The following is a 26,362-nucleotide window of genomic DNA, read 5'->3' on the forward strand; positions in this document are numbered from 1 at the left end:
GGATTACGCTCTCAGTGCGTGACCCGCACGAGGAGCGAGAGCGGATGCACCTCGACCTCGATGTCGGTGGCCGGCCCCGTGGGGTCGCCGTCTGCCTGGGTCTCGAGCGGCTCGGCGCTCCGGAGGCGCACCTTCTGCGCGCCGTAGAAGGACATGACGGGGAGCGGGTGGTTGTGCTGGAACAGGATCTTGATGTACATCGCGACCCAGCCGATGAGGCTGCGCGGGCTCATGACGACGATGTCGAGCACGCCGTCGTCGATGTACGCCTCAGGGATGAAGTCGACACCACCGGGGAGCTTGCTGCAGTTCGCGAAGAGCACGCTGCGGACACGCCGGGTCTGGAAGTCGCCGTCGTTCAGCGAAATCTCCACGCGTTTGCGCCTCCGGCCCGGCATATGGCGGATTCCCGCCTCCGTGTAGGCGATCCAGCCCACGGCACGCTTGAGGTCCTCGTTGGTGTCGCTCAGGATCTCTGCGTCCATCCCCATGCCCGCAATGACGAGGAAAGTGTGGGTGGACTTCCGGCCGGTCGTCCGATCCTCGAGGGACATCGTGGCTGTGTCGATGCGCCGCTGCCTGCCGAACAGGGCCGTGTGCACGCACTGCGAGATGCGTGTGATGTCGAGGTCGATGTTGCGCGCGAGCAGGTTTCCCGTGCCGAGAGGCACGAGACCAAGGGCAACGTCGCTCCCGGCGAGGGCTTCCGCGACGACGCGCACCGTTCCATCGCCGCCGCACGGGATGACGACGTCGGCCCCCGCCTCGAGCGCTCGCTGGGTCATCGAATGGCCCGGGTCCTCGGCTGTCGTCTCGAAGACAAGGGGCCTGGGCCAGCCGGCCCCGCGGCAGGCCGCCTCGATGAGCATCTCGGCCTCGGCCGCCCGCGCCTTCGTCGGATTCAGAATGACGGCCACCTGTTGGTGGCCCGGTGGGGGCGCCTGCGCGGGTTCCCCCACAGCGCTCCGGCTGTGCTGCTCACGGAGTCTGCGCACTCCCCACCAGCTGGTGACCGCGACGGCCCCAGCCGTCGTGACGGCTCCAGCGATGATCCAATTGCGCATGGTTTCCTCACTCTATCCCGCGGCGGCGGGACGGACGGGCGCCTCCCGCTAGGCTAGGGGGCGTGATCGACGTTCGAGAGCTCAGCGAGAACCCCGAGAAGTTCCGGGCCAGCCAGCGTGCGCGCGGCGCGGACGAGTCCCTCGTAGACCGGCTTCTTGCTGCTGATTCCCGCCGGCGGGCGGCCCTAACCCAGTACGAGACGCTTCGCGCCGAGCAGAACGCCTTCGGCAAGAAGGTTGCAGCGGCCAAAGGCGAGGAGAAGCAGGCACTGCTCGCCGAGGTGAAGGAGCTCGCCGCGAAGGTGAAGTCCTCCTCAGCGGACGCTGACGCGGCCCAGGCCGAGCAGGACGAGCTGCTTCGGGTGTTCCCGAACCTCGTGATCGACGGCGTTCCGGCCGGAGGCGAGGACGACTACGAGGTCGTCAAGACTGTGGGCACGCCCCGCGATTTCGCTGCGGAGGGCTTCGAGCCCCGCGATCACCTCGAGATCGGCGAGCTGCTCGGTGCCATCGACATGGAGCGCGGGGCGAAGGTCTCGGGCGCCCGCTTCTACTTCCTCAAGGGAGTCGGCGCGCGCCTCGAGCTCGCACTCCTCCAGATGGCGCTCGACCAGGCGATCGCTGCCGGTTTCACGCCGATGATCACCCCGACTCTCGTTCGTCCCGAGACAATGCAGGGCACGGGATTCGACGTCAAGCACGACGCCGAGATCTACCGCCTCGCCGAGGATGACCTCTATCTTGTGGGAACCTCGGAGGTCCCGCTCGCCGGCTACCACTCCGACGAGATCCTCGACCTCTCGGGTGGTCCCGTCCGCTACGCCGGTTGGTCGTCCTGCTATCGGCGTGAGGCCGGTTCGCATGGCAAGGACACCCGCGGCATCATCCGCGTGCACCAGTTCAACAAGGTCGAGATGTTCTCCTACGTCCCGCTCGATGAGGCCCAGGCCGAACATGCCCGTCTCCTTGCGTGGGAGGAGGAGATGCTCGCCAAGGTGGAGCTTCCCTACCGCGTGATCGACACGGCCGCTGGTGATCTGGGGATGAGCGCGGCCCGCAAGTTCGACTGCGAGGCCTGGGTCCCTACTCAGGGCCGCTACCGCGAGCTGACGTCGACGTCGAACTGCACGGGCTTCCAGGCACGGCGGCTCAACATCCGGGAGCGGATGTTCGACGGCGACGGCGCATCGAAGGGCACGCGCAGCGTCGCGACGCTCAACGGCACCCTCGCGACGACGCGGTGGCTCGTGGCCATCCTCGAGCACCATCAGAACCCGGACGGCTCCGTCACGGTGCCCGCAGCGCTCCGCCCCTACCTCGGCGGACTCGAGGTGCTCCCGGTCCTCTGACCGGCCGGTCTCGTTCTTCCCGCGTCCGCGGGGCTCCGCCCCCGGGCTGCGCCCTGGGACGCCCTCGCTCCCGGGCCGTCCTCGGCCCTTAAGACGCCTTGTGGCGGAGAAGACGCACTCAAGCGATCTTCTCCGCCGTAACGGGTCTCTGCGCCGAGCGTAACCCCACCGCGAGAAGCTTCGCTCGCAACCGCATTGGCTGCTCCAAGTCCGCCCAATCCCATCGGATCACCGGATGGCCAAGAGCGAGAAGGCGATTCTCGCGGCGCTTCTCGTTGCGAATGATCTCGCGAGGGTCTTGGCCTCCGGTGAGCTCTTTCTCGAAGTACTTGCCCCAACCATCGAACTCCCCCACGGGGCTGGGTTCGAGGTCCCAGAAGAAATCCGTGCGGCCCACGAAACCGAGGGCGTCGAAGTGCTGCTTCTGGAGAATCGGCTCAGGGAACCCGAATTGATGCATGAGGGCGCGGCTCACAGATTCTCCAGGAGACTCGGCTCCCGCCCGCGCAAGCGACCCAATGAGTTCGGCGCGTCGGCGGTGGGACTTGGCCTTGAGACAAGCGATCGCGGACCTGACATCCTCTTGGTCGAGGAGCAAACCACAAGCACGTTCGCGGAGCACGCCGTCGGCCACGGCGAGAGCTCGGGGAAACTTCCCCGTAGCGAGAACCTCCACGAGGGCCTCGGCGAGGGGCACGGTGAGGTGTTCGCCGGCGTCGTCGGCATTGAGGCTGCTGTGAAGGTGTCGTCGGACCCGGGGAGGCGGGCACCGGCGAGCCCGCTCGGCGGCCTCGCCTTCTCCACACACCGAGAAGGTACTGGACCCGACTCCGAGCCGCCCCTTGGTGGTGGTCGCAACGTCGATGGCCGGCGGCGCCTTGACGGTCGGAATTCCTCTCAGGAACAGGGCGGTCTCCCCGCAGAACACCGCTTTCGGATTCGCCCGCGCGAACGCTGCGACGGCCATCCGGAATCGTTGGTCGGGACGGGCGCCGACCCATACTTGGGTCGGAACGTAGAAACCTCGACGGAGCCGGACGAGTTGCCCCGACGCAAAACCGCGGCGGGGGTCTTGGGCTGGAACGAGGAGATCGCGCCGCGAGGTGTCGAGGAGATAGCCGAGCATGTCCACGGTCTCAGTCTCGCCCGTCCGGAGGCCCCGCCAGCAGGACTCCAGGCCCTATGTGGAGAACCTCCTGCAAGAGGACGCCTTGTCGGGAGGAGGACGCACTAAGCGCGTCTTTCCGGCGGTAGCCCGTCTCCCACAGCACAAAGTCCGGGACCGTCCCGGAAGGTTGTCGGCGCGGAGTGGTTCACTAGATGCATGACAACAACGATCAGGGCTGGCATCGATGACCAGCCGATTCCAGCACTTCCCAAGCTCGTCGCTCTCGATGTGGACGGCACTCTCGTGGATCACGACGGCCACATGAGCCAAGCTGTCCGTGCGGCTGGGCAAGCTCTCGTAGCCGCCGGTCACGAGGTGGTCGTGGCCACAGGTCGCTCCCTCGGCGCCACCCTCCCGATTGTCGAACTGCTCGGGATCGAGCGCGGATACGCCGTCTCCTCCAATGGCGGCGTCGTGGCGCGTATCGAAGCCGGTGCGAATGGCGGGTACACCATCATCGACCGGCGCGTCTTCGACCCTTCCGTCGCGCTCCTCGCACTGCGCCACCGGCTCCCCGGCGCGAAGTATGCGATCGAGGATGACCAGGGGAACTTCTACTCGACCGAGCGGTTCCAGGATCCGAGTTTTGGCGTCGAGGCCAAGGGCGTCTCCTTCGAAGAGCTCCTCGAACTCACGGCCGTGCGCCTCGTGGTGTTCTCGACCGACGCGACCGCCGAAGAGTTCGGCGACGCCGTCGAGGCGATCGGCCTGCATGGCGTCACCTATTCGGTCGGCTGGACGCCATGGCTCGACATCGCGGCGCAAGGGGTCACGAAGGCGAGCGGCCTGGAACTCGTCCGGCACCACGTTGGGATCGGCGCGGCAGATACCGTCGCCGTCGGCGACGGGCGCAACGATATCGAAATGCTCCAGTGGGCCGAGCGGGGCGTCGCGATGGGCCAGGCCCCCGAGGAGGTCAAGGCTGCCGCCAACGAGGTAACGTCAGCAGTCGAGGATGACGGACTGGTTGCGGTGCTGCGATCGCTCGTGTGACCGCGCTGACCGACGAGTTCGGTCAGCGCGGTTCGAGCATGAGTCGCATCAGGTGCGCAACGGCTGGCCGCGCGTCGAACTCCTCGTTCAAGTGGGCTCGGGCGATCGCCTTCGAAACGGCCTGGGTGGTGATGCCCAGCGCCTCCGCGACCGCCTTCTGTTGCCCCCGCACCCCAGGTGTGAGGAGCTCGAGGACCCGCCATTCCGCCGTCGTGCGCCGCGCTACCGTGAGCGCCAGCAGCCGGAGGACGGCCCCGGCCTCGGCGGCGAGGCCGCGGTCCGGACCGTCGACGGCTACCGCCGCCTCGTCCTTGATGTGCTGGGCGCGTTCGACGGCGCGGCGCGAGTAGACGAGCCCGAGGCCGGTGACGTCCTGCATTTCCTTGGGCAGCGGTTCCCCGAGAGGGCCGACGCCGATGCCGACGTTCCAGCGGACGCCGCCGCACGCGTCGGCTCGCATGGCGGAAAGGGCGGCGTCGAGCGCGGCTTCGGGGGTCGAGAAGACGCCTTGGACTTCGTCGCCGATCGTCCGCGCCAGAGGGACGTCGGGAGTGAGTCGGGCAAGCGCACGGAGGAGCTGGGGCACGCGGTCGCCCGGTGCGCGGTCGCGCTGGTTGATCGTGACCGTGTACATGGCCCTGAGCCTATCGACGTAGGTGGGCTTGGAAGCCTGTCAAGGAACGAGAAGCGGCCCCGTGTCGAGCGGTCAGTGGCCCTGTTCCCCGAAGCGCTTGATCGACGCCTCGAGCTCGGCCTCGGCCGCCGCGCGGTCCGCCCAGCCAGCCGGCTTGACCCACTTGCCCGGCTCGAGGTCCTTGTAACGGCTGAAGAAGTGCTCGATCTCCTTGACGAGCCACTCATCGAGGTCCGACGCCTCCTGGATGTGGTCGAAGCGCTTGTCCGCGGGGACGCAGACGAGCTTGGCGTCTCCGCCGGACTCGTCCTCCATGTTGAAGATCGCGATCGGGCGCGCCTCGAGCAGGATGCCGGGGAAGAGGTCGACGTCCGGGTACCACACGAGCGCGTCGAGCGGATCGCCGTCCTCGCCGAGCGTGTTCTCGAAGTATCCGTAGTGCGTCGGGTACTGCATCGAGGTGAAGAGGACGCGGTCCAGGCGGACGCGGCCGGTCTCGTGGTCCACCTCGTACTTCACGCGGGAACCACGCGGGATCTCGATGGTGACGTCGTGCTTCATGTTGCTCCTTGAGGTCGTGCCGGTGGCGGCATTCAGTGTCTTGGGCGGCAATTAGTATTGAGGATATCTGCACTGGGGGTGCGCACCTCCCTCCGCACAAGCCCGAACCCCAGGACCACTACGCATGATTTCGTCGCCCGACCGCGCCCATCAAGCCGTGACGTGGGGCCTCGTCTCCTTCCTCGTGGTGGTGGTCGCCGCGCTCGTCGGCGCGGTGCTCGGGCCCGTATTCCCGGGCCCGCTCGTGCCTCACCCGACCCCCGCGGTGAGCACGCCGCCGTGGCTGGCGCCGTCGTCGTCGGATGCGTCTCTCGCCGGGGCAAGTCCGCTCACGAGTTCGGCGGCGGAGCCGGCCCCCGCGGCCGTCGCGAAGCAGCTCGACGGCCTTCTTGTCTCGGACGGGGGAAGCTTCAGCGGCGAGGTCGCCGATGGGCTGACCGGGCAGACCCTCTACAGCCGGACCGGCGACCAGCCTGTTGCCCCGGCGTCGAACCTCAAGCTCCTCACCGCCGCGGCAGTTCTCACGAGTCTGGGCCCGGATGCCGTCCTCCAGACGCGAGTGGTGCGGGGGAGCACCCCGGGAAGCGTCGTGCTCGTGGGTGGCGGCGACGTCTTCCTCGGCGCCGGCGAATCCCAGCCGGGGCAGGTTGTGGGGCACGCGGGCCTCGCGACGCTCGCGCGCGAGACGGCCGCTGCGCTCGGGCCCGTGCACGGGCAGGTCTCGGTCCAGCTTGATACATCCCTCTTCACCGGCCCCGCGATCAACCCCGCGTGGGCCCCCGAGGATGTTGAAGCCGGGCAGATCGCGCCTATCGCACCGATTGCCCTCAACGTCGCCCGCACGCAGCCCGGCGACGATTCCGGTCCGCGCCCCGCAGACCCAGCGATGGCCGCCGGGACCGCCTTCCGCGACGCACTCGCCGCCGCGCTCGGGCCCGGGGAGAGCGTGGCCGACGGCGTCACACTCGCCTCCGCATCGAAGGGCGCGCAGCAGCTCGCGAGCGTCGCCTCGTCTCCCATCGCAGACCAGCTCGACTACACGCTGCAGGAGTCGGACAATTACGCGGCGGAGACGCTCGCTCGCCTCGCGGCAGCAGCGAGCGGCAAGGAGGCGAGCATCGCGGGCGCCCGCGCAATGCTCGAGGCTACCGCGCAGCGGATCATCGGCACGACGGCGGGACTGCAGCTCGACGACGCGTCCGGACTCGCGATTACTGACCGCATTTCGCCTGCCGACCTCGTCACGCTCATGCGCGCCATGACGACGGGCGACGACGCGCGGCTCCGGAGCGCGCTCGACGGCCTCCCGATCGCGGGCCTCAGCGGGACCCTGGCCAAGCGGTATCCCGCCAATTCGCCGGGAGCGGGCTTCGTTCGGGCCAAGACGGGCACGCTCAACACGGTGATCGGCCTCACCGGCTACGTGGTCGACGCGGACGGCAGGCTCCTCGTCTTCTCGTTCGTGGGGAACGGGCTGACGCCGGGAATTCCAGCCAACGTGACGGCCGTAGACGCCGCCGCCTCGGCGCTCGCGGGCTGCGGCTGCAGGTAAGCACCAGCGGGATCCCCGTGTGCTGCGCGCCCGCGTGTGGTCTGATGGGGTGTATGGATGTCCATGAGACGGCCCCGCAGCTCATCAACTGGGACCTCGCGGCCGCCACGGCGGCGCGCCTGAGCCCTCCCGGACCGCAGCTCGAGCCGTGGGAGGCCGCCGACGCCGTAGCGAGCCTCCGCCGGCTCGCGGACGCCGCCGTGCCCCACGTGCACCGCATTACCGGCCTCGCCGCGGCCGAGGACCTTCGCGACTCCCAGGTGCTCGTCGTCGACCGCGCTTCCTGGGCCAAGGCGAACACCCAGGGGTTCCAGGTCATGCTCGGACCGGTCCTCACGCAGCTCGTCGAGAAGAAGGCGAGTGAGATCACCCCGTCCGCGGCACGCATGGGCGGCGCAGTCACGGGCGCTCAGCTCGGGGCGGTTCTCGCGTTCCTCTCGAACAAGGTCCTCGGCCAGTACGAGCCCTACTCCGCGCTCGCCCCGGGTTCGACCGCCCCTGAGGCTGGCCGCCTGCTCCTCGTCGCGCCGAATATCGTCCAGATCGAGCGCGAACTCAATGTCGACCCGGAGGACTTCCGGCTCTGGGTATGCCTCCACGAGCAGACCCACCGGGTCCAGTTCGCCTCGGCCCCGTGGCTCCGGAGCCACATCCTCGAGCAGGTCGCGCAGCTCTCCGACAGCCTCATCGGCAACATGGATTCGCTCATGGAGCGCGCCACGGCCGCGGCCAAGTCACTCCGGGATCGCCCTTGGGCGGGCGTGAGCCAGCCGGTTCCGAGTCGGGGAGCCATCCTCGATCTGCTCCAGGACCCTTCGGAGAAGGCCGCAATCTCGCACCTGACCGCGATCATGAGCCTGCTCGAAGGACACGCGAGCGTCGTGATGGATGCGATCGACGCCGCCGTGGTCCCGAGCGTCAAGACGATTCGCCAGCGGTACAACGCGCGCAGCGAGAACCGCGGCGTGCTCGAATCGTTTGTGCGGCGGCTCCTCGGGCTCGACGCGAAGATGCGCCAGTACACGGACGGCGCGAAGTTCGTGAACGCGGTCGTCGACCGCATCGGCATGGACGGCTTCAATCAGATCTGGGATCGGCCCGAGAACCTGCCGACCGAGGAGGAGATCCACGCCCCCGAAGCGTGGGTCGCGAGGATGGGGTGAGCTCGCGAGACTCTGCCTCGCCCTCACGTCGCCGGCTCAATCCCGCTGTCGGGCGCGCCCGGAATGCCGTCAAGGCCGCTCTCGAGGAGGCTGGCTGGCCGCACCGCGTCCTCGTCGGCTGCTCGGGCGGCGCTGACTCGCTCGCACTCGCGGCCGCCGTCGCCCATTTCGCCCGCCGTGGCGGCGTGGAGGGGCACCCGCTCGAGGTGGGCGCCGTCGTCGTCGACCACGGGCTTCAAGAGGCAACGGCGGAAGTTGCGCGCACGACGGCGGGAGTCCTCGTTGAGCTCGGGCTCTCACCCGTGCGCGTGGTCGCCGTGGAGGTGCGCCGCTCGGGCGAGGGCCCGGAGGCCGAGGCCCGCGCTGCACGGCTCGCGGCCTTCGAGGCTGAGGCCGCCGAGTGGGGCGCCCAGAGGGTATTGCTCGGGCACACGCTCGACGATCAGGCCGAGCAGGTCCTGCTTGGGCTCGCCCGCGGCTCCGGCACCCGCTCGCTCGGCGGGATGCGTCGAGTCCGCGGACCGTACGTGCGCCCGTTTCTCGGACTTCGGCGCGCGGACACGGTCGAGGTGTGCAAGGCCGAGGGCCTCGAGCCGTGGTTCGATCCGACGAACTCGGACCCGCGCTACATGCGCTCGCGGGCGCGCGCCGTCATCATGCCGTTCCTCGAGGCAGAGCTCGGTCCGGGCGTCGCCGAGGGCCTTGCCCGGACGGCTGCGATCCTCGGCCGGGACGCCGACTACCTCGACTCCGAGGCCGCCCGGGTCTATGGCTCCCTCGTGGAGCGAGGGGAGCGAGGGGAGCGCGGCACATTGCTCCTGCCCGACCGGGAGGTCCGCGACCTGCCGGGCGCCATCCGCAGCCGGGTCCTCGCGCTCGCCCTCGTTGAGCTGGGCGGGCAGCCGACATTCGAGCGGCTCGCCGCCGTCGAACGCCTCCTCGACCGCCGCGGATCGGCGGGGCCGATCGAGGTCCCCGGGCACGTGAGCGTCCACCGGCAGCCGCGGCGGAAGGATGCGCCGCCCGGAACCGAGTATGGGAAGCTAGTCTTTGTATCGCATCCCCGACGCTGAGCTTGGGCCGTGGCCCTTTTTGGCATTGGCCGAGCCGCAGCTGAGACCGAGTCCCAGGAGCCCAAGTGGATTCTCAAGACGTCCAGGCAGACCTCAAGCACGTCCTCTACGGCCGGGAGCAGATCCAGCAGCGGATCTCCGAGCTCGCCGCCCAGATTGACGAGGACTACGCAGGTCGAGACCTGCTGATCGTCGGAGTGCTCAAGGGCGCCGTGATGGTGATGGCCGATCTCGCGCGCGCCCTCCACAGCCACGTCACGATGGACTGGATGGCGGTCTCCTCCTACGGCTCCGGGACGCAGTCCTCCGGCGTGGTCCGGATCCTCAAGGACCTCGACACCGATCTCATGGGCAAGCACGTGCTGATCGTCGAGGACATCATCGATTCCGGCCTCACGCTCTCGTGGCTCAAGACGAACCTCGAGTCCCGGGGCACCGCCTCGGTCGAGATCTGCACTGCTTTCCGGAAGCCCGGGGCCGCGAAGGTCAAGATCGATGTGAAGTACGTCGGCTTCGACATTCCGAACGAGTTCGTGGTCGGCTACGGGCTCGATTATGCGGAGAAGTACCGCAATCTCGACTTCGTCGGCACTCTCGCGCCGCACGTCTACGAGTAGGCGCTGAAGGCGAGGCTTCGGGCCGGCCGCCAAGCAGTTCGCCGTGGGCGCACGCTCCGGGGAACTTTTGTCCACCACTGTGCGTGAAGGTCTGCGAACGGTATAGCTTGTTGCGGTACTGCTCGAGATCAGAAGGCAGCAGGGTCAGGGGACCCCAGCAGTTACTGGCGCCGCGGCACAACAGAAGGGACGGGGCTCGGCCCCGAGTTCATGAACGTCAAAAGCTTCGTCAAGGGTCCGGGGATCTGGATCCTCGTCGTGATCGCCCTCCTCCTCATCGCCTTCGGAACCCTGGCTCCGGGCGGAAGTGCGACGGTCGACACGAATGTGGGCATGCAGCTCATCAAGGACGGCAAGGTCCAGTCCGCGAAGATCAACAACGGCGAAGAGCGCGTTGACCTGACGCTGAAGAACGACTACGTCGATCCCAGCGGCTCGGACAAGGGCAAGAGCGTCCAGTTCTACTATGTGGATCCCCGCGGCAACGAGGTCGTCCAGGCGATCGACAATGCGAACCTCCCGGGCGGCTACAACGACGTCCCGACGGGGAACAACTGGTTCGGTTCGATCCTCTCGCTCATCATTCCCGTCCTCCTCCTCGGGGCCCTGTTCTGGTTCCTGCTCTCCCGCATGCAGGGTGGCGGTTCGCAGGTCATGAAGTTCGGCAAGTCCCGAGCGAAGATGATCACGAAGGACATGCCGCAGGTCACCTTCGCTGACGTCGCCGGTGCTGACGAGGCCGTCGAGGAACTCCAGGAGATCAAGGAGTTCCTCCAGGAACCGGGGAAGTTCCAGGCCGTGGGCGCGAAGATCCCGAAGGGCGTGCTCCTGTACGGCCCTCCCGGTACCGGCAAGACGCTCCTCGCCCGGGCTGTCGCCGGCGAGGCCGGTGTTCCCTTCTTCTCGATCTCCGGTTCTGACTTCGTCGAGATGTTCGTCGGCGTCGGCGCGTCCCGCGTTCGCGACCTCTTCGAGCAGGCGAAGTCGAATTCGCCGTCCATCGTCTTCGTGGATGAGATCGACGCCGTCGGCCGGCATCGCGGCGCGGGCATCGGCGGCGGCAACGACGAGCGTGAGCAGACCCTCAACCAGCTCCTCGTCGAGATGGACGGCTTCGACCCGAAGACGAACGTCATCCTCATCGCGGCAACGAACCGCCCCGACGTCCTCGACCCGGCCCTCCTGCGGCCCGGCCGCTTCGACCGGCAGGTGCCCGTCGAGGCGCCGGATCTCGTGGGCCGCGAGCAGATCCTCGCCGTGCACGCGAAGGGCAAGCCGATGGCGGGCAACGTGGACCTCAAGGCGGTCGCGAAGAAGACCCCGGGCTACACGGGCGCAGACCTGGCCAACGTGCTCAACGAGGCTGCCCTGCTCACCGCGCGCTCCAATGCGCAGCTCATCGACGACCGCGCCCTCGACGAGGCGATCGACCGCGTCATGGCCGGCCCGCAGAAGCGCAGCCGGGTCATGAAGGACCTCGAGCGCAAGATCACGGCCTACCACGAGGGCGGCCATGCCCTCGTTGCGGCAGCGCTGCGCAACTCGGCGCCGGTCACCAAGATCACGATCCTTCCGCGCGGGCGCGCCCTCGGCTACACGATGGTCGTCCCGGAGGACGACAAGTACTCCGTAACCCGCAATGAGCTGCTCGACCAGCTCGCGTACGCGATGGGCGGGCGTGTCGCCGAGGAGATCGTCTTCCACGATCCGTCCACCGGTGCGTCCAACGACATCGAGAAGGCGACCTCGACGGCCCGCAAGATGGTCACCCAGTTCGGCATGAGCGAGCGTGTGGGCGCGGTCAAGCTCGGCCAGGGCGGCGGCGAGCCGTTCCTCGGCCGTGACGCAGCCCACGAGCGCAACTACTCGGACCAGGTCGCGTACGTCGTGGACGAGGAGGTGCGCCGGCTCATGGACCAGGCCCACGACGAGGCGTACGCGATCCTCACCGAGAACCGCGACATCCTCGACCGGCTGGCCGGTGCGCTGCTCGAGCACGAGACCCTCAATCAGCGCGAGATCGCCGCTATCTTCAGTGACGTGCGCAAGCGGGACTTCCGCGAGGTGTGGCTCTCCAAGGCGTCACGGCCTGTGCAGCACATTCCGCCGGTAGAGACCGAGAACGAGCGCCGGGTTCGCGCGGAGCTCGAGGCAAAGGCCAACCACGATCACGATGAGACCGACGCCGAGATCAAGGCCCAGGAGGAGGCGAACGACGCGCGGCGCAACCAGCCGCTCGACGCGCAGCATCCGCATGTGCACACCGGGGGTGAGCAGGAGTTCTCCGGCAACCCGGAGCCCCCGCACGAAGGCCAGTCCCGAGGACCGCGACACGGGGCGTGAGCAGCGCCCGATAGGATTCATTCCGTGACCCACATTGACGACGACGACGTTGCCGCCGCCGCCGACTTCGACTCGCGCATGGACTTGCCGCGGATTGAGGCCGCAGTTCGCGAGATTCTGCTCGCTGTAGGAGAGGATCCGGACCGGCATGGGCTGCGCGACACCCCGAAGCGGGTTGCGCGTTCGTTCGCCGAGACGTTCGCGGGGCTCCACCAGACTCCCGAGGACGTCCTCGGCGTGACCTTCGACCTCGATCACGAAGAGCTCGTGCTCGTGAAGGACATCCCGTTCTACTCGACGTGCGAGCACCATCTCGTCCCGTTCCACGGTGTCGCGCACGTCGGTTATATCCCCTCGCACGACGGTCGCGTCACGGGGTTGAGCAAGCTTGCGCGGCTCGTGGACATCTACGCCCGGCGCCCTCAGGTCCAGGAGCGGCTCACAACTGACGTTGCGGAGGCGCTCGTGAAGCACCTCAAGCCCCGCGGGGTGATCGTCGTCGTCGAATGCGAGCACATGTGCATGTCGATGCGCGGTGTCCGCAAGCCTGGAGCAAAGACGGTCACTAGCGCCGTCAGGGGGCAACTGCACGACCCGGCGACTCGCGCCGAAGCCATGAGCCTGATTCTCGGAAGGTAATCGCGACTATGGACACCCTCGCCGCCGCGCCCGGGACCGGGCCCAACACGACCCCGCTGCCTGTTCTCCGCAAGCCCCGTCCGAGGGCCACATTCGAATCACTCCCGACGGACCGCACGGTCGTCATGGGAATCCTCAACGTCACGCCGGACTCCTTCAGCGATGGGGGCGAGCACGAGTCGGTGGATTCCGCGATCGCTGCCGGCCTCCGCATGTTCTACGCCGGGGCTGACATCATCGACGTGGGTGGCGAGTCGACCCGCCCGGGCGCTGAGGAGGTGCCCGAGGGCGAGGAGGAGCGCCGGGTCCTCCCTGTCGTCGAGGCGCTCGTCAAGGCTGGAGCCCTCGTATCGGTTGATACCCGTCGCGCCACTACGGCTTCCAAGGCCCTCGACGCGGGAGCGCTCATCATCAACGACGTGTCCGGTCTCGAGGTCAGCCAGGACATGGTCGACCTCGTTGCCGATCGCGGCGCCTACTACGTGCTCATGCACAACCGCGGCAACTCCCGCATCATGACCACCCTCACCGATTACGAAAACGTGGTGGACGACGTTCTCGCCGAGACGGTCGCCGTCCGGGATCGGCTGCGGGCCGCGGGTGTCGCGGACGAGAAGATCATCGTCGATCCCGGCATCGGCTTCGCGAAGAACGGCGAGCAGAACTGGGAGCTCGTGGCAGGCATCGAGCGCTTCGTGCAGCTCGGTCACCGGGTCCTTGTGGCGGCATCCCGCAAGCGCTTCCTGGGCGAGTTGCTCACGACGGCCGGCAAAGCCGCGGAACCTCAGCAGCGCGACGCGGCGACGGCGGCGATCACCACGCTCGCCGCGGCGAAGGGCGTGTGGGGTGTTCGAGTGCACGACGTCGTGCCGAGCCTCGACGCGGTCAAGGTCGTCGCCCGGGCGCGGACCTGAGGCGGGGCGTGTGGGCACCCGAGCTGACCTCATCACGCTTCGCGGCGTCACCGCCGTCGGCCACCACGGCGTCCTCGACTTCGAGCGCCGCGACGGACAGCCGTTCGTGGTCGACGCCGTCCTGCACTCCGATTTCGCGGCGGCGGCCGCGGGGGATGACCTGACCCAGACGGCGAGCTATGCCGAGGTCGCCGAGCGCATCACCCAGATCGTCTCGGGCGAACCCGTGGACCTCATCGAAACGCTCGCCGTCCGCATCGCGAACACGATCCTCGCGGAGTTCGGCGCCATCGCCGCCGCGGAAGTCACGGTCCACAAGCCGCAGGCGCCGATCGCGGTCCCGTTCGACGATGTCGCCGTCACGGTCTTCCGGGAGCGCTGACGTGAGCGCCGAGACGCCCGCAATCCAGTCGGACTACACGCGCGCCGTCCTCGCACTTGGGAGCAACCTCGGTGAGCGCGCCGAGACCCTTGCCGAGGCCGTCTCGGACCTCGTGGATCGCCCGGAGGTACGGCTCGTCGACGTTTCCCCCGTGATCCAGACCAAGGCGGTGGGCGGTCCCGAGGGCCAGCCGGACTTCCTCAACATGGTCATGATCGTGCAGACGAGCCTGGGCCCCTATGAGCTGCTCGCGCACTGCCAGTCGGTCGAGGCGAAGCACCTCCGCACGCGCGAGGTCCGCTGGGGCCCGCGCACGCTCGATGTCGACATCATCACCTATGGCGACTTGGCCCAGGACGATCCGGTCCTCACCCTGCCGCACCCGCGGGCAGCCGAGCGCGCGTTCGTGCTGTTCCCGTGGCTCCTGATCGACCCGACGGCCGTGCTCGAGGGGCACCCGATTGTCGAGCTGCTCGAGGACTGCGGAGACGCGGACAGCATCGCGGACTACGACATGCTGCTTGACGAGGGGCTCGCATGAAGCCACTCCGCCTCACCGCCTTGGGTCTCATCGGCATCGTTCTGGGACTCCTCGGCTTCGCGGCCGCACATCTCTCGGACCGTGCGGGGGCGAGCACCCCAGTCCTTCCGTACAGCGCATTGGGAAGCATGGCGGTGATCGCGGTCTTCACGCTGGCCCTTGGGATCCGGGTGCTGCGCTGGCGCAACGAGGAAACACGGCAGCGGATGATCGACCCGATCTTCGCCGCGCGGACGCTCGTGCTCGCGCACGCGTGCGCCTACGCGGGTGCGGTCCTGCTTGGCTGGCATGCGGGAGTCCTCGCCGATCAGATCCCGGTCTGGGCTGCGCGTGCTACGAGCCCAGTCGTCCTGCAGGCCGTCGCCATGATGGGCGGCGGCGTCGTCATGGTCGCGATCGGGCTCCTCGTAGAGCGGTTCTGCAAGATCCCGCCAGAGGACAACGACGAGGGCGGCGAGCCTGACAAGGCGCCGAAGCGGAAGACGGGCGACGCCGAGGGGGGCTACGCGCGTCGCGCCGACCCGGGCAGTTCTGCCGTGAAGGGAGGCGTCAGGTGATGCGTCCCGGCCGTTTGGGGGTCGGCGTCGTCGGTGCGGGCAAGGTGGGTGCCGTCCTGGGTGCGGCCTTGCGCGCAGCTGAACACGCCGTCGTCGGCGTTTCCGCCGTCTCCGAAGCGAGCCGCGACCGCGCCGAGGCCCTGCTCCCCGGCGTACCTGTGCTTGAGATCCCGGACATCGTGGAGCGTTCTGAGCTCGTGCTCCTCGCGGTTCCCGATGACGCGCTCGCGCCGCTCGTCGAGGGGCTCGCGAAGCTCGGGGCATGGCAGGCGGGCCAGCTCGTGGCCCACACGTCCGGCAGGCACGGGGTCGGGGTGCTAGCGCCGGTGCGCAGCGCCGGGGCGATCCCGCTTGCGATCCATCCGGCCATGACGTTCACCGGCATGAGCCTCGACCTGGGGCGCATCCTTGACTGCCGTTTCGGGGTGACGGCGGATCCGGCGATGCTGCCGATCGCCCAGGCGCTCGTCGTCGAGATGGGTGCCGAACCTGTCGTCATCGCCGAGGGTGACAGGGTTGCGTACCACGCTGCACTCGCCCACGGCTCGAACCATCTCGTCACGCTCGTCGCTCAGGCGGCGGAGGTCCTGGGCCGCATCGGGGTCGACGAACCGGACAGGCTCCTCGGCCCGCTCCTTCGCGCGTCGCTCGAGAACGCGCTCGCCGCGGGCGAGTCGGCGCTCACCGGGCCAGTGGCTCGAGGCGACATCGGCACTGTGGCAGCACATGCTGAAGCACTTGTGGAACTTGCCCAGGAGACGGGCAGCGCGAACGACGCCGGCACCGCCGATATCCTTGAGGCCTACCGCGCGATGGCGCTCGCCACGGCCCGCCGCGCGGAGCGGCGCGGCCTCTTCGGCGCTGACGTCCGGGCCCGGCTCGAGGCGGCACTCCGGCCGGAAGACGAGCCCGGGCCGGAGAACGCACGAGAGGAACCGTAGATGCCCATCACCGTCGTCCGCACGAAGGCCGAACTGCGGTCCGAGATCGCTCGCCTCACCGCGGAGCATGGGGGGCGGCGGGGCGCGACTCCCTCGTTGGGCCTGGCTCCGACCATGGGCGCCCTCCACAACGGCCACCGGATGCTCGCCGAGGCCGCCGTCGCGGCGAACGATGTCGTCGTCGCAAGCGTCTTCGTCAATCCGCTCCAGTTCGGCGATCCGAAGGACCTCGAGCGCTACCCCCGCACGCTCGATGCGGACGCCGCGCTTCTCGACGCCATCGGCGTGGACCTCGTGTTCGCCCCGTCGGTCGAGGAAATGTACCCCGGAGGCGAACCACTCGTGCGCGTGACGGCGGGGCCGCTTGCCGAGAAGTGGGAGGGTGCCTCCCGCCCCGGGCATTTCGACGGCGTCCTCACCGTGGTGTCCAAGCTGTTCCACCTCGCCTCCCCGGGGCCGGTGGCGGGGCGTCCCGTGGCGTTTCGAGCCTACTTCGGACAGAAGGATGCTCAGCAGCTGGCTATCGTGCGGCGAATGGTCAAGGACCTTGACTTCCCGGTCGACGTCGTCGGGGTGCCGATCGTTCGGGCTGAGGACGGCCTCGCCCTCTCGAGCCGGAATCAGTTCCTGAACGACGGCGACCGCGAGGCCGCCCTCGTTCTCTCGCGCGCACTCCGGCTCATGGACGAGCGCGCCACGGCGCACCAACCGCTCGAGCCGGACGACGCCGTCGCCCTCATCAAATCGCAGCCGGGCGTCGAGCTGGACTACTTCGAGGTCGTGGACGCGGACACCCTCGAGCCGCTCGCCTTCAACTGCCGCGAGACGCCGTTCACCGGGGAAGCCCTCGCGATCGTAGCCGCCCGCGTCGGCGAGGTCCGCCTCATCGACAACATGCCCCTCAAGGCAAGCTGACCCACCGCCCTCATTCGTTTCGGGTACGCCAACTCGCGCTCCTGGTCGTTTCGGGTACGCCAACTACCTCGCTTCACAAGGGCGCGGGCGACGACGAAGGCGCTGTCCGCCGTCGTCCTCCTTTGGTCTGCAATACCTGTACCCGGAAGCTCCGTGGAGAGAATTAGCCGTACCCGAAACGGGAATGAAGGGGAGTTGGCGTACCCGAGTTGGGAAGGGCCGGGGTTAGCTGGCGAAGAACTCAGCGAGACGGTCGACGAGTGCCCTCGCTGGGCGCTCGGGCGCATCGTGGGCAAGGCGCGGGAGGACGCCGAAGTCTGAGGCGGGCAGGACGCCGTCGAGCGCTTCCGCGGCCTCGGCGAAGTATTCCGGGCTGGCCCCGCCAACGAGCAGGAGCGTCTCGAGCGGGAGCTGCTCGAAGGGCTCGGCCTTCGAATCGGCGGCGACGACGGCACGGATCTCCCGCGGCCCCGTCGGCAGGAGGCTCGTGAGCACTTTGCCGGGCTGGGTCCGGCTGCCGATCCGGTTGAGGACGGTGAGGATCGGCAGTGGGAGCTTCGCGACGGGGCCTGTGGTCTGGAGCCCGCGGAGGAGGACCGCGAGTGCCTTCTCCTCATCTCCGCTGCTGAGCGCGGACTCGTAGTCGGCCAGCCAGTCGGCGTTGAAGTTTCCGTTGAAGGAGATGATCGGGTCGTAGACGGCGAGCTGCGTGATGTCGAGCGTCCGCCCCGCGTTGAGCGCGATGCACCCGCCGTAGTTGTGCCCGAATACCGCCTGGGACCCGGTATGGGCGAGGACCGCCCCGAGATCGGAGATCTCGATGCCGAGCGAATAGTCGTCTGGCTGGGGCGACGACGCCCCACGGCCACGGCGGTTGTAGACGTGTACGGGAGCCTTGAGCGCTTCGGCCAAGCGCTGCGCAAGTTCCCGGTAAAGCTCAGCGGTCACCATGGAGCCGTGGACGACGACGACCCCGCCTTCCGCGCGATCCTCGCCTGCCGAGGCGGTGAACAGCTCGAGAACTGCGCCGTCTGGTGTGGGGACGGTGGAAGCGACGAACTGTGAGGCTGCCATACGATGAGCCTAGCCCACAGGCAGCTGGCCTAGAATTGAACACTGTGACTGCGCAGAACACCGTCCCTGGAGCCGAGCAAGCCCTTCCGAACGGAATCGAGCCCGCCGACGCCAGTGAGCAGATGCATGTTCGCCTTGACAAGCGCGGCAAGCTTCTCGCGCGGGGCGAGGAGCCCTATCCTGTCACGCTCGAGCGTACCCACTCGCTGGGTGAGGTGCGCGCGAAGTACCCCGACCTTGAGCCGGATACCGCGACGGGAGACGTCGTCGGCGTCGTGGGTCGCGTCGTCTTCGTCCGCAACACGGGCAAGCTCTGCTTCGCTACCCTTCAGGAAGGGGATGGCACGCGTCTGCAGGCCATGCTGAGCCTCGCCAATGTCGGAGACGAACGCCTCGCCGACTGGAAGTCCTTCGTCGATCTCGGCGACCACGTCTACATCCACGGCGAGGTCATCTCGTCCAGGCGGGGCGAGCTCTCCGTCATGGCCGACGACTGGAAGATGGCGTCGAAGGCGCTCCGCCCGCTTCCGACTCTGCATGCCGAGCTCAATGAGGAGACGCGTGTTCGCCAGCGTTATGTCGACCTCCTCATGCGCGAGGAGGCCAGGCAGATGGTGTTCACGCGGGCGAAGATCACAAAATCCGTGCGTGACACCCTCGATTCCCACGGATATGTGGAAGTTGAGACACCTATGCTGAATCTCATCCACGGAGGCGCGGCCGCGCGGCCGTTTGAAACGCATCTCAACGCATTCGACCAGCGGATGACGCTGCGCATTGCGACCGAGCTCTATCTGAAGCGCGCGGTTGTGGGCGGAATCGAGCGGGTCTACGAGATCGGCCGGGTGTTCCGCAACGAGGGCGTGGATTCGACGCACAGCCCCGAATTCACGACGCTTGAATGCTATGAGGCGTACGCCGACCAATTCACGATGGCCGAGCGGATGAAGGAGATCATCCTCAACGCCGCTGATGTGGCGGGAACGCGTCAGATTGAGACTCCTCAGGGAACGATCGACCTTGATGGGGAATGGCGTTGGCTCGCGGTCTATCCAGGACTCTCTGAAGCAGTGGGCGAAGAGATCACGCCCGATACCCCGCTTGAAAGACTTCTGGAGATTGGGGACCGCCACGGGGTGAAGACGGATCCGCTCTGGACGGCAGAAAAGGCCGTCGTTGAACTCTTCGGGGATATCGTCGAGCCAACACTGATGAATCCGACCTTCGTCTACGATTACCCGCCCTCCGCTCAACCGCTCGCGCGTCCGCACCGTGACGATCCCCGTCTCATTGAGGCGTGGGACCTCATTATTGGCGGAATGGAGCGGGGCACCGCATTCTCCGAGCTCATCGACCCCGTGATCCAGCGCGAGCGGCTTACGGAGCAGTCGCGCCTTGCCGCAGAGGGCGACGACGAAGCGATGCAGCTGGATGAAGACTTCCTTCGCGCCCTCGAATACGGTGCACCCCCTATGGGTGGCATCGGTCTCGGCATCGACCGTCTCGTGATGCTCTTCACGCAGGCAGGGATCCGAGAGACCATCCTCTTCCCCTTGCTCAAGCCGGAGGCCAACTAACCATGCTTTACATAGAAAACCTGCTCCCGCCGGTCGTCGTCGGCCTCATTTTCTGGTTCGCGATCCGCGCAATTTTCAACGCGGACAAGTCCGAGCGCGAGGCCCTGGCTGCGGCTGAAAGGGAAGCGGAGCTCCACGAACAAGGAAAAAGCTCTCCCTCTGGCGAGTGATTCGTTTTGACGGTGTCGTCGCCCGGCAGCATAATGGCAGTGCAATAAGGACGCCAGCACGAATTGTGCGCTCTGCATGAGTAGTGCCTGTCAGACATGCCGTCAATCCAGCGCCGACAGAGAGAGAATGCCATGGCACAGAAAGTCAAGATCATCCTCGTTGACGACCTCGACGGGGGTTCCGCGGACGAGACCGTCCGTTTCGGGATCGACGGCTCGAGCTATGAGATCGACCTCTCGCATGAAAATGCCTCAAAGCTGCGCGAATCCCTTCAGGGATACGTGACGGCAGCGCGGAAGTCGTCCTCGCGGAACCAGCAGGCCCCCCGCGCCCGTGCTGCTTCCGGTGCCGGTGGTTCCCGGAATTCCGAATCCGCGAAGATCCGCCAGTGGGCCCGCGACAACGGCTACAACGTCAACAGCCGTGGCCGCATTCAGGCCGAGATTCAGGACGCGTACCGCAAGGCGAACGCCTGATTTCGAACTCTCTCTAGCCAGCGAAAAACCCGGCGCCACAAGGCGCCGGGTTTTCTGCATTTGTTGGGCAAATTTGGGGGCCTTTATCAGGACGCGGACGACGGCGGATGAAGGCGGCCGACGCACACGTCTCCGAGGGCTCTTCGGGTACTTCCGCAACGACGGCACGGTTCACCCTGTGGCGAACAGCGCTGTGCGGGCAGCACCCGCCACGTAGCATCGAACTACTTGCCAGTGCTGTCTTTGGCAGCCCTGCACCCAATCAGCAACACCGGGGAGTTCGAGCGATGTTCGAGAGATTCACAGACCGCGCCCGCCGCGTGGTCGTGCTGGCCCAAGAAGAGGCCCGCATGCTCAACCACAACTACATCGGCACCGAGCACATCCTCCTGGGTCTTATCCACGAGGGGGAGGGAGTGGCCGCCAAGGCGCTCGAATCCCTTGGTATCTCCTTGGACGGTGTGCGGGAGCAGGTGCAGGAGATCATCGGCCAGGGCCAACAGGCGCCGTCTGGTCACATTCCGTTCACGCCGCGCGCCAAGAAAGTGCTCGAGCTGTCCCTGCGCGAGGCGCTGCAGCTCGGCCACAACTACATCGGCACCGAGCACATCCTGCTCGGCCTGATCCGTGAGGGAGAGGGCGTCGCGGCCCAGGTTCTGGTCAAGCTCGGCGCAGACCTCAACCGCGTCCGCCAGCAGGTCATCCAGCTCCTGTCCGGCTATCAGGGCAAGGAGACGGCCTCGGCCGGCTCCGGCTCTGGGCAGCCCGAGGGGAGCCCCGCCGGATCCGTGGTGCTTGACCAGTTCGGCCGCAACCTCACGCAGGCAGCGCGCGAGAACAAGCTCGATCCCGTGATCGGGCGCGAGCACGAGATGGAACGCGTCATGCAGGTCCTCTCGCGCCGTACCAAGAACAATCCTGTGCTCATCGGCGAGCCTGGCGTCGGCAAGACGGCCGTCGTCGAGGGCCTCGCTCAGGCGATCGTGCGCGGCGACGTCCCGGAGACCATCAAGGACAAGCAGCTCTACACGCTTGACCTCGGCTCGCTCGTCGCAGGTTCCCGCTACCGCGGCGACTTCGAAGAGCGGCTCAAGAAGGTGCTCAAGGAGATCCGCACGCGCGGCGACATCATCTTGTTCATCGACGAGATCCACACCCTCGTCGGTGCGGGCGCCGCGGAGGGCGCAATCGACGCCGCGAGCATCCTCAAGCCGATGCTCGCCCGCGGCGAGCTCCAGACGATCGGTGCGACGACGCTCGACGAGTATCGCAAGCACATCGAGAAGGACGCCGCCCTCGAGCGCCGCTTCCAGCCGATCCAAGTCGCCGAGCCGACAGTGGCCCTGACGATCGAGATCCTCAAGGGTCTCCGCGACCGCTACGAGGCACACCATCGGGTCACGATCACGGACAGCGCCCTCGCTGCGGCGGCGAACCTGTCCGAGCGCTACATCAGCGACCGCTTCCTCCCGGACAAGGCGATCGACCTGATCGACGAGGCGGGGGCGCGCCTGCGCATCCGCCGGATGACCGCTCCGCCGGAGCTCAAGGCGCTCGACGAGCGCATCTCGAGCCTCAAGCTCGAGAAGGAATCTGCGATCGACGCGCAGGACTTCGAGGGTGCGGCGGCGCTCCGCGACAAGGAGCAGAAGCTCATCTCCGAGCGCGCCGAGCGCGAGCGGGCCTGGAAGTCCGGCGACATGGACGGCGTGGCCGAGGTGGACGAGGAGCTCGTCGCCGAGGTGCTGGCCAACTCGACGGGCATTCCGGTCTTCAAGCTCACGGAGGAGGAGTCCTCGCGTCTCCTGCATATGGAGGGTGAGCTCCACAAGCGTGTTGTCGGCCAGGACGACGCCATCAAGGCGCTCTCCCGCTCGATCCGCCGCACCCGCGCAGGCCTCAAGGACCCGAAGCGTCCGGGTGGCTCGTTCATCTTCGCGGGCCCGACCGGCGTCGGCAAGACGGAGCTCGCCAAGGCCCTCGCCGAGTTCCTCTTCGGCGAGGAGGACGCGCTCATCACGCTCGACATGTCCGAGTTCTCCGAGAAGCACACCGTCTCGCGGCTGTTCGGTGCCCCTCCGGGCTACGTGGGCTACGAGGAGGGCGGCCAGCTCACCGAGAAGGTGCGCCGCCGGCCGTTCTCGGTGGTCCTCTTCGACGAGGTCGAGAAGGCCCACGCGGACCTCTTCAACTCGCTCCTGCAGATCCTCGAGGACGGGCGCCTGACGGACAGCCAGGGCCGGGTCGTGGACTTCAAGAACACGATCATCATCATGACGACCAACCTGGGCACCCGGGACATCTCGAAGGGCGTCATGACCGGCTTCCAGTCCGGCACCGACACGAAGACCACCTACGAGCGGATGAAGGCCCGCGTGACGGAGGAGCTCAAGCAGCACTTCCGCCCCGAGTTCCTCAACCGTGTCGATGACGTCGTCGTGTTCCCGCAGCTCACCCAGGAAGAGATCATCGAGATCGTGGATCTCATGATCGAGCGGCTTGAGAAGCGGCTCAAGGACAAGGACATGGGGATCGAGCTCACGCAGAAGGCGAAGGTCCTGCTCGCGACCCGTGGCTACGATCCCGCGATGGGTGCCCGGCCTCTGCGCCGTGTGATCCAGAGCGAGATCGAGGACCAGCTCTCGGAGAAGATCCTCTTCGGTGACCTCTCCTCCGGCGACATCGTGCTCGTCGACGTCGAGGGCGAAGGCGACCTCGCCAAGTTCACCTTCGTCGGCACGCCGCGCCCGCATGTCCCCGAGGTCGTCTCGGCCGGCAAGGGCGGCTCCAAGGAGCTCGGCGCCTGACGCAGGCAACAATGGCTAGCGGACGACGGCGGCCCCTCACCTCGCGAGGTGAGGGGCCGCCGTCGTCGGTGGAAAGTCTGGGCGCGGCCAAAGTTCTCTGTGGGGTATGGAGTTGAGCGGGTACCTCTGCGTACGGTCGGAGTGCTCGGCGACGCCGGGCGCCGTCGGCGGGTCCGGCGGTCTCGTGACGGAAAGGGGAAAGCCATGACGAGCAGCAGCGGGCCGGAGGATGCGAACGTCGAGCGCGAGGAGGAGCAGGGCGGCTACGGCAGCCCGACTCCAGAACAGGAAGCGGGCGGTCAGGCCGGCGGCGGTCAGGCTGGCGGGGAGGGCGCCGCGACGGGGGAAGAAGACGACGAGGACCAGGGCGAGCACGACGTCGACTGACCGAGAAGGCCGAGCGACCGGATAGGGAGCAGGGTGAAGAAGCTCATCAACGACCCTAGGGCAGTGGTGGATGAGTCCCTTGAGGGCTTCGGCCTTGCCCACGCGGACCTCGTCGAGGTGCATTGGGACCCCGTCTACGTGACGCGCAGGGGCGGGGCCGTGCAGGGCAAGGTCGGGCTCGTCTCGGGCGGTGGGAGTGGCCATGAGCCGCTCCACGCAGGCTACGTCGGGCAGGGCATGCTCGACGCCGCAGTCCCGGGTGCCGTCTTCACCTCGCCGACGCCGGATCAGATCCTCCCGGCGACCCAAGCGGCTGATGGCGGTCTCGGCGTTGTGCACATCGTGAAGAACTACACGGGCGACGTGCTCAACTTCGAGACCGCCGCCGAGCTGTGCGCGTCCGAGGGCGTCGACGTGCGGACCGTCCTCGTAAACGACGACGTCGCGGTCGAGGACTCCCTCTACACGGCCGGGCGGCGCGGGGTCGCGGGCACGGTGCTCGTCGAGAAGATCGCGGGCGCGGCTGCCGAGCGAGGTGAATCGCTCGACGCCGTGGAGGCAGTTGCGAAGCGGGTAGTTGCCAACGTTCGCTCGATGGGCCTCGCACTGGCTCCCTGCACCGTTCCCCACGCGGGGAAGCCGAGCTTCGAGCTCGCGGACGGTGAGATCGAGATCGGGATCGGGATCCACGGCGAGCCTGGCAGGCAGCGCGTGGGCCTCGAGCCGGCGGATGTCCTCGCGGAGCGCCTGCTCACGCCGGTTATGGAGGATCTGGGCTTCGAAGCGGGGGAGGAGGTTCTCCTTATGGTCAATGGCATGGGCGGGACCCCGCTCTCCGAGCTGTACATCGTGTACCGGCGGGCCGCCCAGCTTCTTTCGGATCGGGGCGTGAGCGTCGAACGGAGCCTTGTGGGCAACTACACAACGTCGCTCGAGATGCAGGGCTGCTCTGTTACAGTTCTGCGCCTCGACGACGAGCTGACGTCTTTGTGGGATGCTCCGGTCAAGACACCGGCGCTGAGATGGGGGGTGTGACGGTGACGGCTTTGGATGCCGCGTGGGCGGATCGCTGGCTCAGGGAGTGTGCCCGGGTGCTCGCGGACCGCCGAGAGGAGTTGATCGACCTCGACCGCGCGATCGGCGACGGCGATCACGGGGAGAACATGGATCGCGGGTTCCGCGCGGTGGTCGCGAAGCTCGACGAGGGGCCGAGCGAGTCCGTCGCGGCGGCCCTCAAGCTCGCCGCGATGACGCTCATGAGCAAGGTCGGGGGAGCGGCCGGGCCACTGTACGGGACCGCGTTCCTGCGCGCCTCCGTCGCGGCTGGCGACCGGGACAAGCTCGACGGCCCAGCGGTCGAGGCTGTGCTCACTGCTGCGAGGGACGGCATCGTTGCCCGCGGCAAGGCCGAACCGGGGGACAAGACGATGGTGGATGCGTGGACCCCCGCGGTCAAGGCCGCTGCGGCACCGGCCGACGGCGAAGCTGCGCTTGAGGCCGCGGCGTCGGCCGCGGAAGCGGGCGCCCAGGCGACGAAGCCTCTCACGGCCCGGAAGGGCAGGGCGAGCTACCTCGGGGCCCGCAGTGCGGGGCACCTCGATCCCGGCGCCGTCTCGACGTCGTACATCCTGCGCGCGGCGGTTACCGCCGCCGTCTCCGAGATCAGCGCGGGAGACGTCGCGTGAGCCCTGTCGGTCTTCTCATCGTGTCCCACAGTGCGCGTCTCGCGGAGGGAGTCGTCGAGCTCGCCGCGCAGATGGCCGGATCGGTGCCGTTGGTTGCCGCGGGCGGGACGGACGAGGGTGGCGTGGGCACGAGCTTCGAGAAGGTCATGAAGGGGATCGCCGAGGCGGATCACGGAGCCGGCGTCGTCGTCCTCGCGGATCTGGGTTCCGCGATCATGACCGCGGAATCCGTGCTCGAGTTCCTTGACGACGAGCAGCGCTCTCGCGTTCGCATCGCTGACGCGGCGATCGTCGAGGGCGCCGTGGCGGCTGCGGTGGCGGCTGAATCGGGTGCGGGGCTCGACGCGGTCGTGCGCGCAGCAGAGGAAGCAGTTCGTGGAGCCGAGCCCGAGGAGGGGGCGGAGGAGGCACCCGAGGTGGCGGAGCCCGCGGAGTCCGCGGTCCTCACGCTCTCGAACCGTACCGGCCTGCATGCCCGTCCGGCCGCGGTCCTCGCGGGAAGGCTGTCGCAGCTCGATGCGGAGGTCACCATCAACGGTGCCGACGCACAGTCCGTCATGGCGCTCATGGCTTTGGGGGCGAAGAAGGGTGAGCAGATCGTCGTTGAGGCGTGGGGGCCGGAGGCAGCGAGGGCCGTGAGCCTCGTGCGGGAACAGGTAGAGCACGGCTTCGGCGAGGTGTGAAAGAAGTGTTTCACCATAAGTGAACGCCTCTGTGCTCCGCGCCACAGAACAGGTTGAATCGGTGCCATGAGTGCTGATGTCCAAGAAGAGCGCGAG

General features: G+C 67.7%; 27 protein-coding genes. 22 read left to right on the top strand and 5 right to left on the bottom strand.

Annotated features, from left to right (window positions below; all coding sequences use genetic code 11):
* Nucleotides 1–11: 11 nt before the first annotated feature.
* Nucleotides 12–1,064, bottom strand: coding sequence for a diacylglycerol/lipid kinase family protein (locus LK10_RS11380; protein ID WP_043123748.1), 1,053 nt, complete (start codon nucleotides 1,062–1,064; stop codon nucleotides 12–14).
* A gap of 62 nt (nucleotides 1,065–1,126) precedes the next feature.
* Here LK10_RS11380 and serS point away from each other — a divergent pair, with 62 nt between their 5' ends.
* On the top strand, nucleotides 1,127–2,413 hold the full coding sequence (serS, locus tag LK10_RS11385; protein ID WP_043123751.1) for a serine--tRNA ligase: 1,287 nt from the start codon (nucleotides 1,127–1,129) through the stop codon (nucleotides 2,411–2,413).
* Between the two features lie 118 nt (nucleotides 2,414–2,531).
* Here the strand turns inward: serS and LK10_RS11390 are convergent, their stop codons facing one another.
* The gene (locus LK10_RS11390) at nucleotides 2,532–3,545 is read right to left on the bottom strand and encodes a hypothetical protein (RefSeq protein WP_043123753.1); all 1,014 of its coding nucleotides are present in this window, start codon (nucleotides 3,543–3,545) and stop codon (nucleotides 2,532–2,534) included.
* 192 nt (nucleotides 3,546–3,737) lie between these two features.
* On the opposite strand from LK10_RS11390, the gene LK10_RS11395 reads away from it, so the two are divergent.
* Nucleotides 3,738–4,574 carry an HAD family hydrolase gene (locus LK10_RS11395; protein WP_043123755.1) on the top strand — a complete coding sequence of 279 codons (837 nt, stop codon included), beginning with the start codon at nucleotides 3,738–3,740 and terminating at the stop codon, nucleotides 4,572–4,574.
* Between the two features lie 22 nt (nucleotides 4,575–4,596).
* Here LK10_RS11395 and LK10_RS11400 read toward each other — a convergent pair whose 3' ends face one another.
* Both LK10_RS11400 and LK10_RS11405 read right to left on the bottom strand, forming a co-directional pair.
* Nucleotides 4,597–5,208, bottom strand: coding sequence for a hypothetical protein (locus LK10_RS11400; RefSeq protein ID WP_043123757.1), 612 nt, complete (start codon nucleotides 5,206–5,208; stop codon nucleotides 4,597–4,599).
* Between the two features lie 72 nt (nucleotides 5,209–5,280).
* A complete protein-coding gene (locus LK10_RS11405) occupies nucleotides 5,281–5,769 on the bottom strand; it encodes an inorganic diphosphatase (protein WP_043123759.1) in 489 nt (162 codons plus the stop codon).
* Between the two features lie 124 nt (nucleotides 5,770–5,893).
* On the opposite strand from LK10_RS11405, the gene dacB reads away from it, so the two are divergent.
* From dacB to panC, 12 genes are all read left to right on the top strand, one after another.
* Nucleotides 5,894–7,321, top strand: coding sequence for a D-alanyl-D-alanine carboxypeptidase/D-alanyl-D-alanine endopeptidase (gene dacB / locus LK10_RS11410; protein ID WP_043123761.1), 1,428 nt, complete (start codon nucleotides 5,894–5,896; stop codon nucleotides 7,319–7,321).
* 53 nt (nucleotides 7,322–7,374) lie between these two features.
* Nucleotides 7,375–8,484, top strand: coding sequence for a zinc-dependent metalloprotease (locus LK10_RS11415; RefSeq protein ID WP_043123764.1), 1,110 nt, complete (start codon nucleotides 7,375–7,377; stop codon nucleotides 8,482–8,484).
* Nucleotides 8,481–9,557, top strand: coding sequence for a tRNA lysidine(34) synthetase TilS (gene tilS, locus LK10_RS11420; RefSeq protein WP_052207239.1), 1,077 nt, complete (start codon nucleotides 8,481–8,483; stop codon nucleotides 9,555–9,557). Before LK10_RS11415 ends, tilS begins: the two co-directional genes overlap by 4 nt.
* 65 nt (nucleotides 9,558–9,622) lie before the next feature.
* The gene (gene hpt / locus LK10_RS11425) at nucleotides 9,623–10,174 is read left to right on the top strand and encodes a hypoxanthine phosphoribosyltransferase (protein ID WP_043123765.1); all 552 of its coding nucleotides are present in this window, start codon (nucleotides 9,623–9,625) and stop codon (nucleotides 10,172–10,174) included.
* 210 nt (nucleotides 10,175–10,384) lie between these two features.
* Entirely contained in the window at nucleotides 10,385–12,517 is a 2,133-nt protein-coding gene (ftsH, locus tag LK10_RS11430) for an ATP-dependent zinc metalloprotease FtsH (protein ID WP_043123767.1), read from the top strand.
* 24 nt (nucleotides 12,518–12,541) lie between these two features.
* Nucleotides 12,542–13,156 carry a GTP cyclohydrolase I FolE gene (folE, locus tag LK10_RS11435; RefSeq protein WP_043123769.1) on the top strand — a complete coding sequence of 205 codons (615 nt, stop codon included), beginning with the start codon at nucleotides 12,542–12,544 and terminating at the stop codon, nucleotides 13,154–13,156.
* Nucleotides 13,157–13,164: 8 nt separating this feature from the next.
* Entirely contained in the window at nucleotides 13,165–14,070 is a 906-nt protein-coding gene (gene folP / locus LK10_RS11440) for a dihydropteroate synthase (protein WP_043123771.1), read from the top strand.
* Between the two features lie 10 nt (nucleotides 14,071–14,080).
* Nucleotides 14,081–14,452: a dihydroneopterin aldolase gene (gene folB, locus LK10_RS11445; RefSeq protein WP_043123772.1), complete on the top strand. Its 372-nt coding sequence runs from the start codon at nucleotides 14,081–14,083 to the stop codon at nucleotides 14,450–14,452.
* Nucleotides 14,453–14,474: 22 nt separating this feature from the next.
* Nucleotides 14,475–14,993: a 2-amino-4-hydroxy-6-hydroxymethyldihydropteridine diphosphokinase gene (gene folK / locus LK10_RS11450; RefSeq protein WP_043123798.1), complete on the top strand. Its 519-nt coding sequence runs from the start codon at nucleotides 14,475–14,477 to the stop codon at nucleotides 14,991–14,993.
* Entirely contained in the window at nucleotides 14,990–15,550 is a 561-nt protein-coding gene (locus LK10_RS11455; RefSeq protein ID WP_052207236.1) for a DUF3180 domain-containing protein, read from the top strand. Before folK ends, LK10_RS11455 begins: the two co-directional genes overlap by 4 nt.
* Nucleotides 15,547–16,491: a Rossmann-like and DUF2520 domain-containing protein gene (locus LK10_RS11460; protein WP_043123774.1), complete on the top strand. Its 945-nt coding sequence runs from the start codon at nucleotides 15,547–15,549 to the stop codon at nucleotides 16,489–16,491. The genes LK10_RS11455 and LK10_RS11460 overlap by 4 nt, the downstream gene beginning before the upstream one ends.
* The gene (gene panC, locus LK10_RS11465; protein ID WP_043123776.1) at nucleotides 16,492–17,406 is read left to right on the top strand and encodes a pantoate--beta-alanine ligase; all 915 of its coding nucleotides are present in this window, start codon (nucleotides 16,492–16,494) and stop codon (nucleotides 17,404–17,406) included. It abuts the gene before it with no gap.
* A gap of 225 nt (nucleotides 17,407–17,631) precedes the next feature.
* On the opposite strand, the gene LK10_RS11470 is transcribed toward panC, so the two are convergent.
* Nucleotides 17,632–18,480, bottom strand: a complete 849-nt coding sequence (locus LK10_RS11470; protein WP_043123777.1) for an alpha/beta hydrolase — start codon at nucleotides 18,478–18,480, stop codon at nucleotides 17,632–17,634.
* Between the two features lie 122 nt (nucleotides 18,481–18,602).
* On the opposite strand from LK10_RS11470, the gene lysS reads away from it, so the two are divergent.
* The 8 genes from lysS to dhaM all read left to right on the top strand — a co-directional run bounded on the left by lysS (nucleotide 18,603) and on the right by dhaM (nucleotide 26,266).
* Complete coding sequence (gene lysS / locus LK10_RS11475) at nucleotides 18,603–20,057, top strand: lysine--tRNA ligase (protein ID WP_156144141.1); 1,455 nt, start codon at nucleotides 18,603–18,605, stop codon at nucleotides 20,055–20,057.
* A gap of 2 nt (nucleotides 20,058–20,059) precedes the next feature.
* A complete protein-coding gene (locus LK10_RS22305) occupies nucleotides 20,060–20,227 on the top strand; it encodes a hypothetical protein (RefSeq protein WP_197061920.1) in 168 nt (55 codons plus the stop codon).
* Between the two features lie 132 nt (nucleotides 20,228–20,359).
* Nucleotides 20,360–20,704 carry a histone-like nucleoid-structuring protein Lsr2 gene (locus LK10_RS11480; RefSeq protein ID WP_043123782.1) on the top strand — a complete coding sequence of 115 codons (345 nt, stop codon included), beginning with the start codon at nucleotides 20,360–20,362 and terminating at the stop codon, nucleotides 20,702–20,704.
* 287 nt (nucleotides 20,705–20,991) lie between these two features.
* Nucleotides 20,992–23,511 (top strand): ATP-dependent Clp protease ATP-binding subunit, encoded by a 2,520-nt coding sequence (locus LK10_RS11485; protein WP_043123784.1) that lies wholly within the window; start codon nucleotides 20,992–20,994, stop codon nucleotides 23,509–23,511.
* A 204-nt stretch (nucleotides 23,512–23,715) separates the two neighbouring features.
* Complete coding sequence (locus LK10_RS11490; protein ID WP_043123786.1) at nucleotides 23,716–23,898, top strand: hypothetical protein; 183 nt, start codon at nucleotides 23,716–23,718, stop codon at nucleotides 23,896–23,898.
* A gap of 33 nt (nucleotides 23,899–23,931) precedes the next feature.
* Entirely contained in the window at nucleotides 23,932–24,933 is a 1,002-nt protein-coding gene (gene dhaK / locus LK10_RS11495) for a dihydroxyacetone kinase subunit DhaK (protein ID WP_043123787.1), read from the top strand.
* A complete protein-coding gene (gene dhaL, locus LK10_RS11500; protein WP_043123788.1) occupies nucleotides 24,921–25,583 on the top strand; it encodes a dihydroxyacetone kinase subunit DhaL in 663 nt (220 codons plus the stop codon). The genes dhaK and dhaL overlap by 13 nt, the downstream gene beginning before the upstream one ends.
* Nucleotides 25,580–26,266 carry a dihydroxyacetone kinase phosphoryl donor subunit DhaM gene (gene dhaM / locus LK10_RS11505; RefSeq protein ID WP_043123789.1) on the top strand — a complete coding sequence of 229 codons (687 nt, stop codon included), beginning with the start codon at nucleotides 25,580–25,582 and terminating at the stop codon, nucleotides 26,264–26,266. The genes dhaL and dhaM overlap by 4 nt, the downstream gene beginning before the upstream one ends.
* Nucleotides 26,267–26,362 lie beyond the last annotated feature (96 nt).

Origin of the sequence: Sinomonas humi, assembly GCF_000802235.1 — a bacterium.
Classification (GTDB): Bacteria; Actinomycetota; Actinomycetes; order Actinomycetales; family Micrococcaceae; genus Sinomonas; species Sinomonas humi.